Below are 14,399 nucleotides of genomic sequence, written 5' to 3' on the forward strand. Positions count from 1 at the left end.
CGCTGGGTGGCCGGCGCGTGCGGGGTGCGGCGCATCCGGAGCAGACCGCTCTTGCGATGTCAGCGCACGGGGGCAGACTGGAAACATGGAATACACACACCTGGGCCGCTCCGGCCTGACCGTCTCGCGCCTCTGCCTCGGCACCATGAACTTCGGGCCCCAGACCCCCGAGCCCGACTCGTTCAGCATCATGGATTCGGCCCTCGCGAACGGCATCAACTTCTTCGATACGGCGAACGGCTACGGCGGGTCGCTCGGCCGCGGGGCCACCGAGGAGATCCTCGGCCGCTGGTTCGCCCAGGGCGGTGGCCGGCGGGAGAAGGTGGTGCTGGCGACGAAGCTGTACGCCAACATGACCGAGTGGCCGAACGATGCGAAGCTGTCGGCCCGCAACATCCGGATGTCGCTCGATGCGAGCCTCAAACGCCTGCAGACCGACTACGTCGACCTCTACCAGTTCCACCACATCGACCGGGACACCCCGTGGGAAGAGATCTGGCAGGCGATGGAGGTGGCCGTCACGGCGGGGAAGATCGTCTACAACGGGTCGAGCAACTTCGCCGGCTGGCACATCGCCACGGCGCAGGAGGCCGCCCGCCGGCGCAACTACACGGGGCTGGTGAGCGAGCAGTCGATCTACAACCTGCTGACGCGCGACATCGAGCTCGAGGTGATTCCCTCGGCCGTCGCGAACGGGCTGGGGATCATCCCGTGGTCGCCGCTGCAGGGCGGGCTGCTCGGCGGCGTCGTGCGGAAGCAGCGCGACGGGGTGCGCCGGCTCGAGGGGCGCGCCGCTGACGCGCTCGAAGCGAACCGCTCGGCGATCGAACAGTACGAGTCGTTCGCCGAAGAACTGGGGCACGAACCCGGCGACGTGGGGCTGGCGTGGTTGCTGCACCAGCCTGCCGTCACCGCCCCGATCATCGGGCCGCGCACGCAGGAGCAGCTGGATGCCGCACTCCGCGCCCTCGACGTGAAGCTCGATGCGGCGGCGCTGGCGCGGCTCGACGAGATCTTCCCGGGCACGAAGACGGCGCCCGAGCAGTACGCCTGGTAACGGTGCGCGCGCATCTGTCGACCGAACGGACGTCGCTCAGCCAAGACGGTGCCGTATACGGGGCCACGTCTGCCGAGCGCCGTCCGTCCGTTCGGCAGGCGGGGAGACGGGCGGGCGAGCGTACGCTGGGAGGGTGACCGATTCCCGCGTGACATCCGCACCGCCCGCCGCCTCCCCCGCCCCCGAGCCGGCCGGCCGAGCCCCCGCGATTCCCCGCCTGCACGTCGAGACCTTCCCGGTCGGCGACATCCGGATGCTCGTGCCCCTGCTCGACGCGCGGCACCCGCTGCTCTGGATCCGGAAGGGCCAGGGCATGGCCGGCCGAGGCGAAGCCCTGCGGCTGGAGTTCACCGGCTCCACCCGGTTCCGCGATGCCTGCGAGGCCTGGCGCCAAGTCACCGCCGCCGCGACCGTCGTCGATCCGCTCGGCACGCCCGGCACCGGCCTCATCGCGTTCGGGGCCTTCGCGTTCTCGGGGCAGTCCGCACTGACCAGCGTGCTCATCGTTCCGGAGCTCGTGATCGGGAAGCGCGACGGGGTGTTCTGGCTGACGCGGGTGCGGGTACTGGCAGAGGGCGAGACCGTGGGTGATCCCGGGACCGCGCCGTCCGGGCATCCGGAGTCGTCGCCCACCGCCGCGCCGTCGGCTGCCCCCGCGCTGCCCGCCGCCACGGCCTTCGGAGCCGAATACCGCATTTCGCTGCTGCCCGGCCGGGCCAACGCCGACACCTACCGTGCCGCCGTCGAGCAGGCCGTCAGAGCCATCGGCGCGGGCGACCTCGAGAAGGTCGTGCTCGCCCGCGACCTCGTCGGGCACCTCCCCGGCGACTCCGACCTGCGACGGGTGATCTTCGACCTCGCGCTCGGCTACCCCGACTGCTGGACGTTCGCGGTCGACGGCCTCATCGGCTCCAGCCCCGAGACGCTCGTGCGGGTCGACCACGGAACCGTCTCCGCGCGCGTGCTCGCCGGCACGATCTCCCGCGGACGCGACGCCGAAGCCGACCACGACCAGGCGGTCGCCCTCGCGACCAGCGCCAAAGACCTCGACGAGCACCGCTTCGCCGTCGCCAGCGTCATGACCGCGCTCGCGCCCCACTCGCAGACGGTCATCGCGAGCGAGATCCCGTTCACCCTGAAGCTCCCGAACCTCTGGCACCTCGCGAGCGATGTCGAAGGCGCGCTCAGCGACGGCAGCAGCTCGCTCGACCTGATCGCGGCGCTGCACCCGACGGCCGCGGTGGCCGGTACTCCGACTCTGGATGCGCTGGCGCTCATCGAGCGCCTCGAACCCTTCGACCGGGGCCGCTACGCGGGGCCCGTGGGCTGGGTGGGCGCCGACGGCGAGGGCGAATGGGCGGTCGCGCTCCGCTGCGCCCAGGTGAACGAGGCCGGCGACATCACGGCGTACGCCGGCGCAGGCATCGTCGCGGGCTCCGACCCGCAGCACGAGCTGCTCGAGACGAAGATGAAGTTCCGGCCGATGGTGGAGGCCTTCGGCTAGCTCGCGGCCAGGCGCGCCTTCTCGACCTCGACGTCGTAGTCCGCGGGCGGCCAGTCCTGGTGCAGGTTCTGCAGGGCATCCAGAACCAGGTGCTGCACCGCGAGCCGCGCGTACCACTTGTGGTCGGCGGGAACGACGTGCCAGGGCGCGGCCTCGGTGGAGGTGCGGTCGAAGACGAGCTGGTAGGCGTCCTGGTACTGGTTCCAGAGCAGGCGGGAGTCGATGTCGTTCGGGTTGTACTTCCAGTGCTTGTCGGGGCGTTCGAGGCGTGCGCCGAGGCGCGCCTTCTGCTCGTCGGGACTGATATTCAGGAACACCTTGATCACCGTCGTGCCCTGCTCGGTGATCTCCCGCTCGAAGTCGTTGATGATGCCGTAGCGGCCGTCGATCTCCTCGGGGCTCGCGAGTTCGAGCACGCGGCCGGCGAGAACATCCTCGTAGTGGGAGCGGTCGAACACGCCGATCTGGCCGTCGGCCGGCAGACACTTCCGGATGCGCCAGAGGAAGTCGTGGCTGAGCTCCTCGGGCGTCGGCTTCTTGAACGAGGCGTGGGTGACGCCGCCCGGGTCGACGGATCCGACGACGTGGCGCACGATGCCGCCCTTGCCCGAGGAGTCCATTCCCTGCAGCACGAGCAGCAGCGAGCGGTGCTGCTCGGGACCCTCGAACAGGCTGTTGGCGAACAGCTTCTCCTGCAGGGAGTCGACCTCGGCGGCCGCCAGGGCGAGATCGCGCACCCCGTCGGCCTTCCGTCCCTCGTAGCCCGGGGTCGCCCGCGGGTCGGTATCGCTGAGGCGGAAGCCGGCGCCGACACGCAGCAGGGGCGCCGGGTCGGCGGCCCAGGCGGTGGAGGGGAGGGCGGGTGTGTCGGCAGTGGGGTCGGCGTGCGCCTCGCGCTTGGCCGCAGCCTCGGCGGCCTGCGCCTTCGCGTCCTTCACCTTGGCGGCCTGCTCCTCGGACTTCGCGCCCTTCGCGCCCTTCGACTTCTCCGCGCTCTTCGCGCCCTTCGACTTCTTCGTCGCCATGTCGCCCGCCCTCGTTGTTGCGTTGTTGCGTTCTTCCGTTGATGCGTTCCCTCACCACTATGCCGCTGACCAGCAATCGAGTGGGCAGTTTGGGCCCTAAATCTCCGATTTTGGGGCCCGAACTGCCCACTCGATTGCTCTGGGAGGGGAGGGGAGGGGAGGGGAGGGGAGGGGAGGGGGTCAGCGGGGGAGGGGGACCTCTAGGAGGGTGGGGCCGGCCAGCGGGGCCGTCAGGGCGCGGTCGAGTTCGACGCGAGTGGTCGCGCGGGAGTAGGCCCAGCCGTAGGCCTTCGCGAGCGCCTCCAGGTCGACGGTCTGCGGGGTCAGCATGACGCGATCGAAGGCAGCCCGGTCGGCGGTGCCGGCGACCTCGAGGGTGTCGAAGATGGTCCCGCCGCCGTCGTTGGCCACGATGAGCTGGATGCGCGGACGGGCCTCACCCGTCCCGAACAGCAGCGCACCCGCGTCGTGCAGCAGCGTCAGGTCCCCGAGCAGCACGCGCGTGACCCCGTGCTGCGTCGAGACGGTGGCACCGGATGCCGCGGCTCCTGATGCCCGCGCCGGCCCGCCCTGCAGCGGCAGGTCCCGGAGTGCCGACAGCGGAGCGCGTTGGCTCGCCAGGGCGATGCCGGTCGCCGTCGAGATGGTTCCGTCGATGCCGGCAAGGCCGCGGTTGGCGTGCACGCGGATCTTCTTGCCCGGAACCGCCCGGTCGAGCTCCCGGATCAGCCGCGACGCCCCGAGCACCAGCCGGTCGTGCGGCCAGGTGGCCTGCCAGACCGCGAGCGCGAGAGTGCGGCGGGTCACGGGCTCCTTGAGGGCCGCCGTCTCGGCAAGGCGGTAGGCGCGGCGCTCGGCGATGTCCGGCGAGTTGGCGAGCTCGATGTTCGGGGCCGGGATCGGATCCTCGGCGCTCTGCGCGTCGACGATCGCCCTGCTCGCCAGCACCCACGAGCGGAGCCACTCGCGCTCATCGCCCGGCTCTCCCCCCGCAACCTCGACGGCGGTCACGAAACTGCTCACGCGGTGGCCCGGGTTGTAGGCGTCGACGAGCTCCTCGCCGGGACGGGCGGTCGCGGCGGCCGGCGTCACGACGATTGTCTCGACGTCGTCCCGGAGCGAGAGCGCCGGGACTTCACGGGAGAGGGTCGGGTGGCCGAACACGATGACGCGCTGCACCCGCCCGCCGAAGTCGGCGTCGGCAAGCAGCTCACGATAGGCGACGACAAGGTTCCGTCCGAAGCGGGATCCGCTCGACGGCTCGGCGACCAGCGGCCAGCCGCCCCGGTGCGCGAGCTCCTCCGCCGCCGGACCGGCGTCGTGCCCGGCGACCACGATCGTACGCGGCCCCCGCCCGAGCGCCAGCGCCTCCGGCGCGCCGCCGGCCGCACCCGCGGCGTGCGGCGCCGAATCGGCGGCCCCAGCCGAATCCGACACGCTCTTCGGCACGGATTGGCCGAGGGCCGCCCGTTGCGTGGTGGCGACGGGCGGTTGCGACGCGCTCGAGCTGTTGGCGGCGTGCGCCGTAGGCGCGCCGGCGACCGCCGCGAGGCCCGCCGAATCGGCGGCCCCAGCCGAATCCGCCGCGCTCTTCGGCCCGGATCGGCCGAGGGCCGCCCGTTGCGTGGTGGCGATGCGGGAGGACGAGGAGGGCGCCAGCTCGGGCGACCCGGCGTCGGCCGATTGCGCGGTGGCCCCGGCCTGGGCCGCGGCACTGCCGCCCCAGCTGCCGGACGCCGAAGCGGCTCCCCCGGGCATCCACCCGCCGGCGGCGGCCAGCGCCACCAGGTCGGGAACCGCGCCCGACAGCGGCTCGCGCAACTGGAGGTTCAGGTGCACGGGACCGGGGGTTCCGGTGTGCGTGCCGAGGGCCGCCTCGACGGCCGACGCCGCGATGCGGGCGGCGAGAGCGGGCTCGGCGGCCGAACCGGTCGGCGCGGGCACATCGAGCGCAAGTCGCACGAAGCGGCCGAACATGCCGGGCTGCCAGGTGGTCTGGTTTCCGGCGGTGCCGCGCATCGAGGCGGGGCGGTCGGAGGTGAGCAGCAGCATCGGAACCCCGCTGTGGTGCGCCTCGAGCACCGCCGGGAGGAGGTTCGCGACGGCCGTGCCCGAGGTGGTGACCACGATGGCGGGGAGGCCGGTCTCCACGGCGAGGCCGAGGGCGGTGAAGCCCGCGACGCGTTCGTCGATGCGAACCTGGAGGTCGATCATCCGCGCCCGGTGCAGTTCGGAGAGGGTCAGCGCGAGGGCCTGCGAACGGGATCCGGGGGTAAGAACGGCATCGGTCACGCCGAGGGCTACGAGTTCCCCGAGCACCGCGAGCGAGAAGTCGGCGGCCGGGCTGGAAGTCGCGGCGCTGGAAGCCGCGGGGCTGGAAACCGCGGGGCTGGAAACCGCGGGGTCGGATGCCGCGGGGCTGCCAGCTGCCGGGCTGGATGCCGCGGGGCTGCCAGCGACAGGGGAAGAGGTGTCGGAGCTCTCCGCAGGGCCGGCCGCATCAGGGCCGCGCGCCGCGCTCACCGCTCGGTTCTGCCGTTGTCCGTGCGTTTGCTGTCGGGGTCGTCTTCGACCTCGGCGAGCTGCTGTTCGAGGTCGCGGAGCTGCTGCTCGGTCACCGGGTCGGAGCGGAGGCCCCCGAGGAACTCGGGGTCGTCGTCAGGCCCGATCGTGCGGTACACCGGACCGCGGGCCGAACGCTTGCGGCCGCGCCCCACCAGGAACCACAGCACGCCGCCGACCACCGGGAACAGGATCACGACGAACACCCAGGCGACCTTCGGAAGCCCCCGCACCCGGAACCTCGGGAAGAGCAGGCAGTCGACGAGCGCATACACGTAGAAAGCCGCCGCGAGGGCGACCACACCAACCAGGAGACGTGCCATAGAGAAACCATACGCCTTGAAAATGAGCGTTTCCCCCCGTTGTGCAAATGTGCTCGGCGGGCTTGCAGCGGGCGGTCAGAAGCCGTCGCCTAAGCTGGCTGAGTGAAAACAGGACGTACGTGGCTGGTGTACACGCTGATCCGCCTCGGCATCTTCGCTGTGGTGCTCATCGTGCTCCTGCTGACGCAGATGACCCCCTGGATCGCGGCTGCTCTCGCAGCCGTCATCTCCCTCTGTGCGTCGTACATCTTCCTGCGGCGTCCGCGCGAAGAACTCGCCGCCGGGCTCTACGAGGCACGGCACGGCGAGGGTCGGGCGGCGAAGCGTGCGCCGGAGAAGGCGGGCTCCGACGAGGAGAACGAGGACGCCGTCGTGGACGGCACCGTCGTGACCGGCGCTGTGGTGGATGGCACCGCCGTGGACGGCACCGCCGTGAATGGCACCGCCGTGACCGGCACCGCCGACGACGCGGCGGACGACCGCCCGGAGACCACCCCCCGCTAGAACGCGATCGCGGCGCCCAGTCCAAGGCCGAACAGCAGCCCCGCGAAGCTCGTCAGTTTCAGCGCCAGGATGAGCTCCTTCGACGTCTTCGCCGTGAGCGTGATGATCGCGGCGGGCAGCGTCAGCAGCAGCGTGAAGTACACCAGCGGCGCGAGCGGGAACAGCAGCGAGAAGTAGAACAGTACGGCGTACGCCACGGCCAGGAACACCACGAACACGATCCGGGATGCCCGGTTGCCGATCAGCACCGCGAGCGTGCGCTTCTTCGCGACCCTGTCCTGCTCGATGTCGCGGATGTTGTTGACCATCAGCACCGCGCAGGCGATCGCCCCGGCCGCGATGCTCGCGTAGATCGCGATCGTGTCGAAGGTTCCCGCCACGATGTACGTCGTTCCGACGGTCGCGACCACGCCGAAGAACAGGAAGACGAAGACCTCACCGAACCCGTAGTAGCCGTAGGGCCGCTTGCCGCCGGTGTAGAAGTACGCGGCAGCGATGGCGAGGGCGCCCGGGATGAGCAGCCAGTACTGGCCGGTGAGCACCACGATCGCGATGCCGGCGAGCGCACCCAGCGCGAAGAACGCCAGCGCCACAGCGAGCACCCGCTTCGGATTCGCGACGCCCGACCCGGTGAGGCGCGGCGGCCCGACCCGGAACTCGTCGGTGCCGCGCACCCCGTCGGAGTAGTCGTTGGAGTAGTTCACACCGATCTGCAGGAACAGCGCGACCGCGAGGCACAGCAGCACGAGCCCCCAGTCGAGCGACCCGACTCCGCCGACGAGCAGCGCCGCGGCCCCGGTACCGAGCGCGACCGGTGCGACGGCGAGCGGGAGCGTGCGGATGCGCGCACCCGCGATCCACATCGCCGGGGTCGGCTTCACGAGTGCGTTCGGTGCCGAGTGATTCTTCTTGCCGGCCGGGTGACCCGACGACTTCTTCTTGGTTTGCGCCACCAGAAGATTCTAGTGACGGAGGGGGGCTGCGAGGCCGGGTGCGGTTTCAGCCCTGTGGATGCGCGGCCAACGACCTCGCCACGGCGAGCCGGTCGGGCTTACCCGAACTCAGGGTCGGGATGCTCGGCAGGAGCACGATCCGCGTCGGTGCCGCCGCCCGGCCGACCGTCTCGGTGACGCTGGAGCGCAGCAGTTCCAGGGCGCCCGGCCCGAACGGTTCGGACGTGACCACGACCGGCGTCTGCCCCCACTCCTCGCTCGGCTGCGGCACCACGATCGCGGTGTGGAAACCTTCATGCGACTGCACAGCACGCTCAACCCGGTCGAGGGCGACCTTGATGCCGCCGGAGATGATCACGTTGTCGATCCGACCGGTGATCGTGACGGTCGTGGCACTGCCGCCGGGGCTGCCCGATCCGGAGCCCTCGCGGGCTTCCGTCACCTCGCCGCTGTCGGCCGTGCGGTACCAGCGCACGCCTCCATCGGTGTAGAACTTGCGGGCCGTCAGCTCCTCATCGCCGAGGTACCCCTCCGCCAGCATGGGCCCGGAGAGTTCGAGTTCCCCGCCGGTGACCCTTGCCGCCGCCCGGCCGATCGGATGCCCGTCGTAGACACAACCGCCGGCGGTCTCGCTCGAACCGTACGTGCGCATCACTTTGAGTCCCGCGTCGGTGGCGCGTGAGAACAGTGCCGCGGGTACCGCCTGCCCACCGATCAGCAGGGCATCCAGTCGCTGGAGCGACGCACGCACCCCGTCGTCGCTCTCGGCCGCGTCGACGAGCCTGGCGAGCTGGGCCGGCACGATGGACGAGAACTTCAGCGGCGACGTGAGCCTGTCGACCAGAGCGGCGAACGTCCGGGCGCTGAAGTGCCCGGCCGGCATGAGCACAGGGTCGGTTCCGGCGACGATCGACCGCACCAGCACCTGCACCCCCGCGATGTAGTGGGCCGGCAGGGCGAGGAGCCACTGCCCGCTGCCTCCGAGATACGCTTCGGTCGCCGCCGCGCTCGCGAGCAGGGCATCGGCGCTCAGCGCGACGCGCTTGGGCACGCCGGAACTGCCGGAGGTCTCGATGACGAGGGCGACGTTCCTCGCCACCTCGGCGGGCACCGGATGCTCGCCGCCTGAGGCGACGAGGCTCGCGTGCCGGGGCCGGGCGGGCGAGCCGGTCGCCGCGGGCGAGGCCGCCTCTCCCGCGGGCCCGGGTGTCGGCGTCGGCACGGGCGTGGCCGCAGCGACCGGCACCCCGGACCGGGCTTCGCGCGGCAGGATCGCGGGCCCCGCACCGCTCAGCGCCTTCCGGAGCGCCGCCCCGACCTCGACCGGGTCGGCCCCGCCCAGCACCTCGAGTCGTCTCGTCATCCACCAACCCTAGGTGCGCCCTCTCCGCACCGCGAGCCCGGCACGCCAACCGAGCCCGGCACGCCAACCGGGCCGGGGACGCTGCGGAGATCGCCCACGAACGGCGTGGGCTCGCCCCCGCACCCCGCGGGGCGCGACAATGGGGCATGACTGCAATGCTCCGCCCCCTGCCGACGCTGGCAGAACTGCTCGAACGGGCGAGTGTCGTCTCGCTGCCGCTGCACACGAGGTTCCGGGGAGTGGATGCCCGGGAAGCCCTGATCCTCCGGGGGCCGGAGGGCGCCACCGAGTTCTCCCCGTTCGTGGAGTACAGCGACGAGGAGGCGGCCGCCTGGCTCGCTGCTGCGATCGACTTCGGCTGGGTCGCCCCGCCCGAACCTCTCCGCGACCGGATCCCGGTGAACGCGACCCTGCCGGCCGTCGCCGTGGATGCCGTCGCGGGCGTGCTCGACCGCTACCCCGGCTGCCGCACGATCAAGATCAAGGTCGCGGAACGGGGCCAGAGCCTCGACGACGACATTGCGCGGGTGCGCGCCGCCCGCGAGCACCTCGGTACCGACGGCCGCATCCGGCTCGACGCGAACGGCGGCTGGAACGTCGACGAAGCCGAACACGCCATCCACGCCCTCGCGGAGTTCGACCTCGAATACGTCGAGCAGCCCTGCGCGAGCGTCGACGACCTGTGGGAGATCCGCCAGCGCGTGAAGTACATGGGCATCCCTGTCGCGGCGGATGAGAGCGTCCGCAAGGTGGATGATCCCCTCGAGGTCGCCCGCCGGGGCGCCGCCGACGTGCTGGTCATCAAGGCCCAACCGCTGGGGGGCATCCGGTCTGCTCTCGACATCGTCGAGCGGGCGGGGCTGCCGGTCGTCGTGTCGTCTGCGCTCGACACGTCGATCGGTATCGCCATGGGGGCCCACCTTGCGGCGTGCATTCCGGAACTGGAATACGACTGCGGCCTCGCGACAGCGGCCCTTCTGGCGGCGGACGTGACGGCCGAGCCTCTGCTGCCCGTCGACGGATCGATCCCGGTCGTGCGCCCGGCACTCGATGAGTCGCTGGTGCAGCAGAGCCTCGCCTCCGATGAGCGCGACGTGTGGTGGCGCGAGCGACTCGAGCGGGTCTACCGTGTGCTCGAGGGCTGGTCGGAGTCGACGGGGCGGCACGCCGCGCCGTCCGAGGCCGCCACCGCCACTGCCACCGCTACTGCCACCGCCGAGTAGCCGCGCGCGCCCGGCCTCAGAATCAGGCGAAGTCCGCCAGCGTCTCGGCAACAGTCTCGAAGACGGCCGGGTCGGTCGTGGCGTGCACGGCGATCCGGATGCGATCGGAGCCATGCAGGGTCGTCGTGACACCCCGGGTGGCAAGTGCGGCGTGCGCAGCACCGGCACCGCCCGGGAGCGAGACCGCGACGATCCCCGCCCGGAGCGCACACTCCGCCGGCGAGACGGAGACGAGGCCGGCTCCGGCCAGAGTGTCGAGCAGCAGGTCGACGGAATCCGCGATCCGGGCCTCGATCGACGCCACCGTGGCAGACTCCACCAGTTCGAGCGCGGTGGCGAACGACCCCGTCGCGAACGGCGACAGGTTCGAGATGCCGAAGGCCAGCGCGTCGGTGCGCACCGGATGCTCGAAGCCGTCGTAGCGCGATGGTTCCTCCACCCCGGTCCAGCCGCCGAGCACGGGGCGGATGCGTTCGAGCCCCGTTTCGGAGAACGCCAGGGCGCCGGCACCCCAGCCGGCCCGCAGCCACTTCTGGCCGCCGACCACCAGCGCGTCGGCCACTGACCACGGCTGGTCGACGACACCGAAACCCTGGATGGCGTCGACGACCAGCAGGCGATCGGGGCCGATGACGTCGCGGATGCCTGCGAGGTCGGCACGGAAGCCGGTGCGGAAGTCGACAGCACTCACCGTGACCGCTGTCACCTCGGGCGTCAGCGCGCCCGCGATGACGCCGGGGGTCATCCGCTCCCCCACCGCGCCGATCAGCCGGGCATCCGAGAGCCCGGAGCCGCTCGCGCGGAGCCACGGATACAGATTCGCCGGGAACTCGGAACGGCCGATGAGAACGGTGCCCCCGGGAATTCCGAACGCGACCTGGAAGAGCCCGAGCGAGGTGTGCGGGACCAGCGAGACAGCGTCGAGCCCGAACCCGCTCAGGCGCGCGAAGGCGCTGCGGGCGCGGAGGTCTTCCCCGTGCATCCGTTCGCTCGCACCCGGGGCGCCCGCCACGGCCGTGGCCAGAAGCCCGGCCGTGGTCTCGGCGACGGCGTGCGAGGGTGGTCCGTAGCTGGCGAAGTTGAGGTAGCCCTGCTCCTCACCGAAGCTGCCGAGGTAGGCGTCGAACGCGGGGGCGGCCGTCACGCCAGTACCCGCTCGAGGAACCGCTGGGTGCGGGGCTCCCGGGGGTTCAGCAGTACCTGGTCGACCGTGCCCTGCTCGACGATGCCACCGTCGGCCATGAAGACGACCCGGTCGGCGACCTCGCGCGCGAAACCCATCTCGTGGGTCACGACCAGCATCGTCATGCCGTCTGCTGCCAGTCCGGCCATCACCGTCAGCACTTCGCCGACCAGTTCGGGGTCGAGAGCGCTCGTCGGCTCGTCGAAGAGCAGGAAGAGCGGCTTCATCGCCACAGCCCGGGCAATGGCGACGCGCTGGCGCTGCCCACCCGAGAGCTGGCTCGGGTAGCTGTCGATCTTGTCGCCGAGCCCGACCCGTTCGAGCACCGCCCGCGCCTCAGCCTCCACGACCTTCGCGGCACGCTTCTGCACCCGGACCGGGCCCTCCATCACGTTGCCGAGCACGGTGAGGTGCGGAAAGAGGTTGAAGTGCTGGAAGACCATGCCCGTCGAGGCCCGCTGCTTCGACAGCCTGCGTTCTGTCAGTTCGTAGAGCTTTCCGTCACGCTCCTCGAAACCCATCGCCTGTCCGTCGACCCACACCTCGCCCGCATCCGGTATTTCGAGGCGGTTGATGCAGCGCAGGAAGGTCGACTTGCCGGCACCCGAGGGCCCGATGATGCAGACGACCTCCCCCGAGGCGACCTGCAGCGAGACCTCCTTCAGAACCTCGTGCGAGCCGTAGTGCTTGCTGACGCGCACGGCGTCGAGGAGGGGACGTTCGGATCCACTCTGCCGAGCGTTCGCCTGCGGGGTGTTCGTCATTGGTGGCTCCTCACGAGCGGTGGTGTCACGAGATCACGGGCGAGCCGGCGCTTGGCACGGCGTGTGGGGCCACCGCGCGCCCGGTCGCTGCGGTCGAACGACCGCTCGAGGGAGGACTGGCCGACGCTCGCCACACTCACGATCACCATGTACCAGAAGGCGGCAGCGATCAGCGTCTCCATCACCTGGAGGTTGAACGAGGCGATGTTGTTGGCTGCTCTGATCAGCTCGACGTAGCCGATCACCGACGCCATCGCGGTGCCCTTCAGCATGTTGATGAAGTCGTTGCCTGTCGGCGGGATGATCACCCTCATCGCCTGCGGAAGAACGATCCGCCACATCCGCTGCAGGGGCGTCTCGCCGATCGACTGGGCGGCCTCGATCTGCCCCCGGTCGACGCTGTTGAGGCCCGCCCGGACGATCTCGGCCATGTACGCACTCTCGTTGAGCATCAGGCCGAGGAAGGCCGCCACGAAGGTGGTCATGACGGCGTTCGTCGAGAGGTCGACGAAGACCACGTCGGTGAACGGGATACCCAGCTGCAGCCGGGGGAAGATCAGCGCGAGGTTGTACCAGAGCAGGATCTGCAGCAGCACAGGGAGCCCCCGGAACAGCCACGTGTAGGCGGCGGCGAACCATTTCGCCACGGGGTTCTCGGAGATCCGCATGAGTGCGATGACCACACCGATGATCACCGCCGAGACCTGCGCTGCAACGGCCAGGATGATCGTGTTGACGAGCCCCTGCAGGATGATCGGCGAGATGACGTAGTACGGGATGTCGCGCCAGGAGATGTCGCCCTGCGACGCCCCGTACGCGAGAGCGCCGAGCACGATGAGGATCACGACGGCGATCACCCACCGCCCCCAGTGGCGCAGGCGCACCTGGGGCAGGAGTTCCCGCACGGAGGGGGTCGACATCACTTGCCGCCGTTGACGACCGCGCTGGTGACCTTGCCGGAGGAGATGCCCCAGGCATCCAGGATCTTGCCGTAGGTGCCGTCTTCGATCAGCTGGTCGAGAGCCTTCGCCATGGCGTCGCGGAGGCCGGGGTTGTCCTTGTTCACACCGATGCCGTAGGGGGCGCCGTCGATGACGTCTCCGGGTACGACCTCGAACGCGTTGCCGTCCTGCGTGGTCTTGGAGATGTACACGGCGCTCGGCAGGTCGTTCACGATCGCGTCGATGCGCCCGGTGCGCAGCTGGGTCTGGTTCTGGCTGTCGCTGTCGGTCACCGAGATGTTCAGGGCGGCCTTGCCGTCCGCAACGCACTTCGTGCTGGTGTCTTCGGCGAAGGTCTGCTGGCTGGTGCCGGTGACGACGGCGATGTTCTTGCCGCAGAGCGTGTCGGGCCCGGTGATGCCGGCCGGGTTGCCCTTCTGCACCATCAGCGTGATGCCGCTGGTGAGGTAGTCGACGAAGTCGATCGACTGCTGGCGGGTGGCGGTGTCGTTCATGGCCGCGATGGTGGTGTCGACCCGGCCGGACTGGAGGCTCGTGATGAGAGCGCCGAAATCGAGGTTGGAGTATGTCGCCGCCAGGCCGAGCTTGGTGCCGATCGCCGTGATGATGTCGTGGTCGGAACCGATGACGGTGGAACCGTCGGCTGCGAAGAAGTTGTTCGGAGCGGACTGCACGTTCGAGCCCACCTTCAGCTCCTTCGTCGAGGCAATGGCCTCGGGCACCATGGCCGCGAGCGTCGCGTCTTCGCTGACCGCCGAGAGCAGCGCGGAGGTGTCGGGGATGGTGCTCGAGCCGCCGCCCGCGGCGTCAGAGGAGCCGGCGGCGCCGGGCTGGGGAGCGGAAGGGCCGCCGCAGGCAGAGAGCAGTACGGCGAGCGAGGCGGCGGCGAGGGTGGTCGCCAGCGCTGTTCTGCGGGAGGTGCGCATGGGGGTTTCGTCCTTTGGTTCGTCTTCGGCAAAGAGGCTGAGGGGCACGC

General features: G+C 70.7%; 13 protein-coding genes. 4 read left to right on the forward strand and 9 right to left on the reverse strand.

All coding sequences use genetic code 11. From position 1 onward, the window contains the following. Positions 1-85: 85 nt before the first annotated feature. The gene (locus FB464_RS12990) at positions 86-1,057 is read left to right on the forward strand and encodes an aldo/keto reductase (RefSeq protein WP_116413479.1); all 972 of its coding nucleotides are present in this window, start codon (positions 86-88) and stop codon (positions 1,055-1,057) included. A 253-nt stretch (positions 1,058-1,310) separates the two neighbouring features. Further along, positions 1,311-2,561, forward strand: coding sequence for an isochorismate synthase (locus FB464_RS12995; protein ID WP_116416414.1), 1,251 nt, complete (start codon positions 1,311-1,313; stop codon positions 2,559-2,561). Here the strand turns inward: FB464_RS12995 and FB464_RS13000 are convergent. From FB464_RS13000 to FB464_RS13010, 3 genes are all read right to left on the reverse strand, one after another. Next, positions 2,558-3,586, reverse strand: a complete 1,029-nt coding sequence (locus tag FB464_RS13000) for a PPK2 family polyphosphate kinase (protein WP_116413478.1) — start codon at positions 3,584-3,586, stop codon at positions 2,558-2,560. The genes FB464_RS12995 and FB464_RS13000 overlap by 4 nt on opposite strands. 180 nt (positions 3,587-3,766) lie before the next feature. Next, complete coding sequence (locus FB464_RS13005; protein WP_246093054.1) at positions 3,767-6,109, reverse strand: 2-succinyl-5-enolpyruvyl-6-hydroxy-3-cyclohexene-1-carboxylate synthase; 2,343 nt, start codon at positions 6,107-6,109, stop codon at positions 3,767-3,769. Then, positions 6,106-6,471, reverse strand: coding sequence for a PLD nuclease N-terminal domain-containing protein (locus tag FB464_RS13010; protein WP_116413476.1), 366 nt, complete (start codon positions 6,469-6,471; stop codon positions 6,106-6,108). The genes FB464_RS13005 and FB464_RS13010 overlap by 4 nt, the downstream gene beginning before the upstream one ends. A gap of 102 nt (positions 6,472-6,573) precedes the next feature. On the opposite strand from FB464_RS13010, the gene FB464_RS13015 reads away from it, so the two are divergent. After that, positions 6,574-6,975 (forward strand): DUF4229 domain-containing protein, encoded by a 402-nt coding sequence (locus FB464_RS13015; protein ID WP_116413475.1) that lies wholly within the window; start codon positions 6,574-6,576, stop codon positions 6,973-6,975. Here FB464_RS13015 and FB464_RS13020 read toward each other — a convergent pair. Together FB464_RS13020 and FB464_RS13025 are read right to left on the reverse strand one after the other, a co-directional pair. Then, entirely contained in the window at positions 6,972-7,931 is a 960-nt protein-coding gene (locus FB464_RS13020; RefSeq protein WP_425472447.1) for a 1,4-dihydroxy-2-naphthoate polyprenyltransferase, read from the reverse strand. The genes FB464_RS13015 and FB464_RS13020 overlap by 4 nt on opposite strands. A gap of 43 nt (positions 7,932-7,974) precedes the next feature. Next, on the reverse strand, positions 7,975-9,291 hold the full coding sequence (locus tag FB464_RS13025; RefSeq protein ID WP_116413474.1) for an AMP-binding protein: 1,317 nt from the start codon (positions 9,289-9,291) through the stop codon (positions 7,975-7,977). A gap of 146 nt (positions 9,292-9,437) precedes the next feature. On the opposite strand from FB464_RS13025, the gene FB464_RS13030 reads away from it, so the two are divergent. Then, complete coding sequence (locus FB464_RS13030; RefSeq protein ID WP_246093055.1) at positions 9,438-10,514, forward strand: o-succinylbenzoate synthase; 1,077 nt, start codon at positions 9,438-9,440, stop codon at positions 10,512-10,514. 22 nt (positions 10,515-10,536) lie between these two features. On the opposite strand, the gene FB464_RS13035 is transcribed toward FB464_RS13030, so the two are convergent. Genes FB464_RS13035 through FB464_RS13050 form a run of 4 tightly spaced genes read right to left on the reverse strand, consistent with a single transcriptional unit; the run spans position 10,537 to position 14,397 of the window. After that, positions 10,537-11,658 carry an aminotransferase class V-fold PLP-dependent enzyme gene (locus FB464_RS13035; protein ID WP_116413472.1) on the reverse strand — a complete coding sequence of 374 codons (1,122 nt, stop codon included), beginning with the start codon at positions 11,656-11,658 and terminating at the stop codon, positions 10,537-10,539. Next, positions 11,655-12,461, reverse strand: a complete 807-nt coding sequence (locus FB464_RS13040; protein ID WP_116413471.1) for an amino acid ABC transporter ATP-binding protein — start codon at positions 12,459-12,461, stop codon at positions 11,655-11,657. Before FB464_RS13040 ends, FB464_RS13035 begins: the two co-directional genes overlap by 4 nt. Beyond that, on the reverse strand, positions 12,458-13,381 hold the full coding sequence (locus FB464_RS13045) for an amino acid ABC transporter permease (protein WP_116413470.1): 924 nt from the start codon (positions 13,379-13,381) through the stop codon (positions 12,458-12,460). The genes FB464_RS13040 and FB464_RS13045 overlap by 4 nt, the downstream gene beginning before the upstream one ends. Then, positions 13,381-14,397 carry an ABC transporter substrate-binding protein gene (locus tag FB464_RS13050; RefSeq protein ID WP_246093056.1) on the reverse strand — a complete coding sequence of 339 codons (1,017 nt, stop codon included), beginning with the start codon at positions 14,395-14,397 and terminating at the stop codon, positions 13,381-13,383. The genes FB464_RS13045 and FB464_RS13050 overlap by 1 nt, the downstream gene beginning before the upstream one ends. Positions 14,398-14,399: the final 2 nt, after the last annotated feature.

The sequence above is a fragment of the Subtercola boreus genome, assembly GCF_006716115.1.
GTDB classification, from domain to species: Bacteria; Actinomycetota; Actinomycetes; order Actinomycetales; family Microbacteriaceae; genus Subtercola; species Subtercola boreus.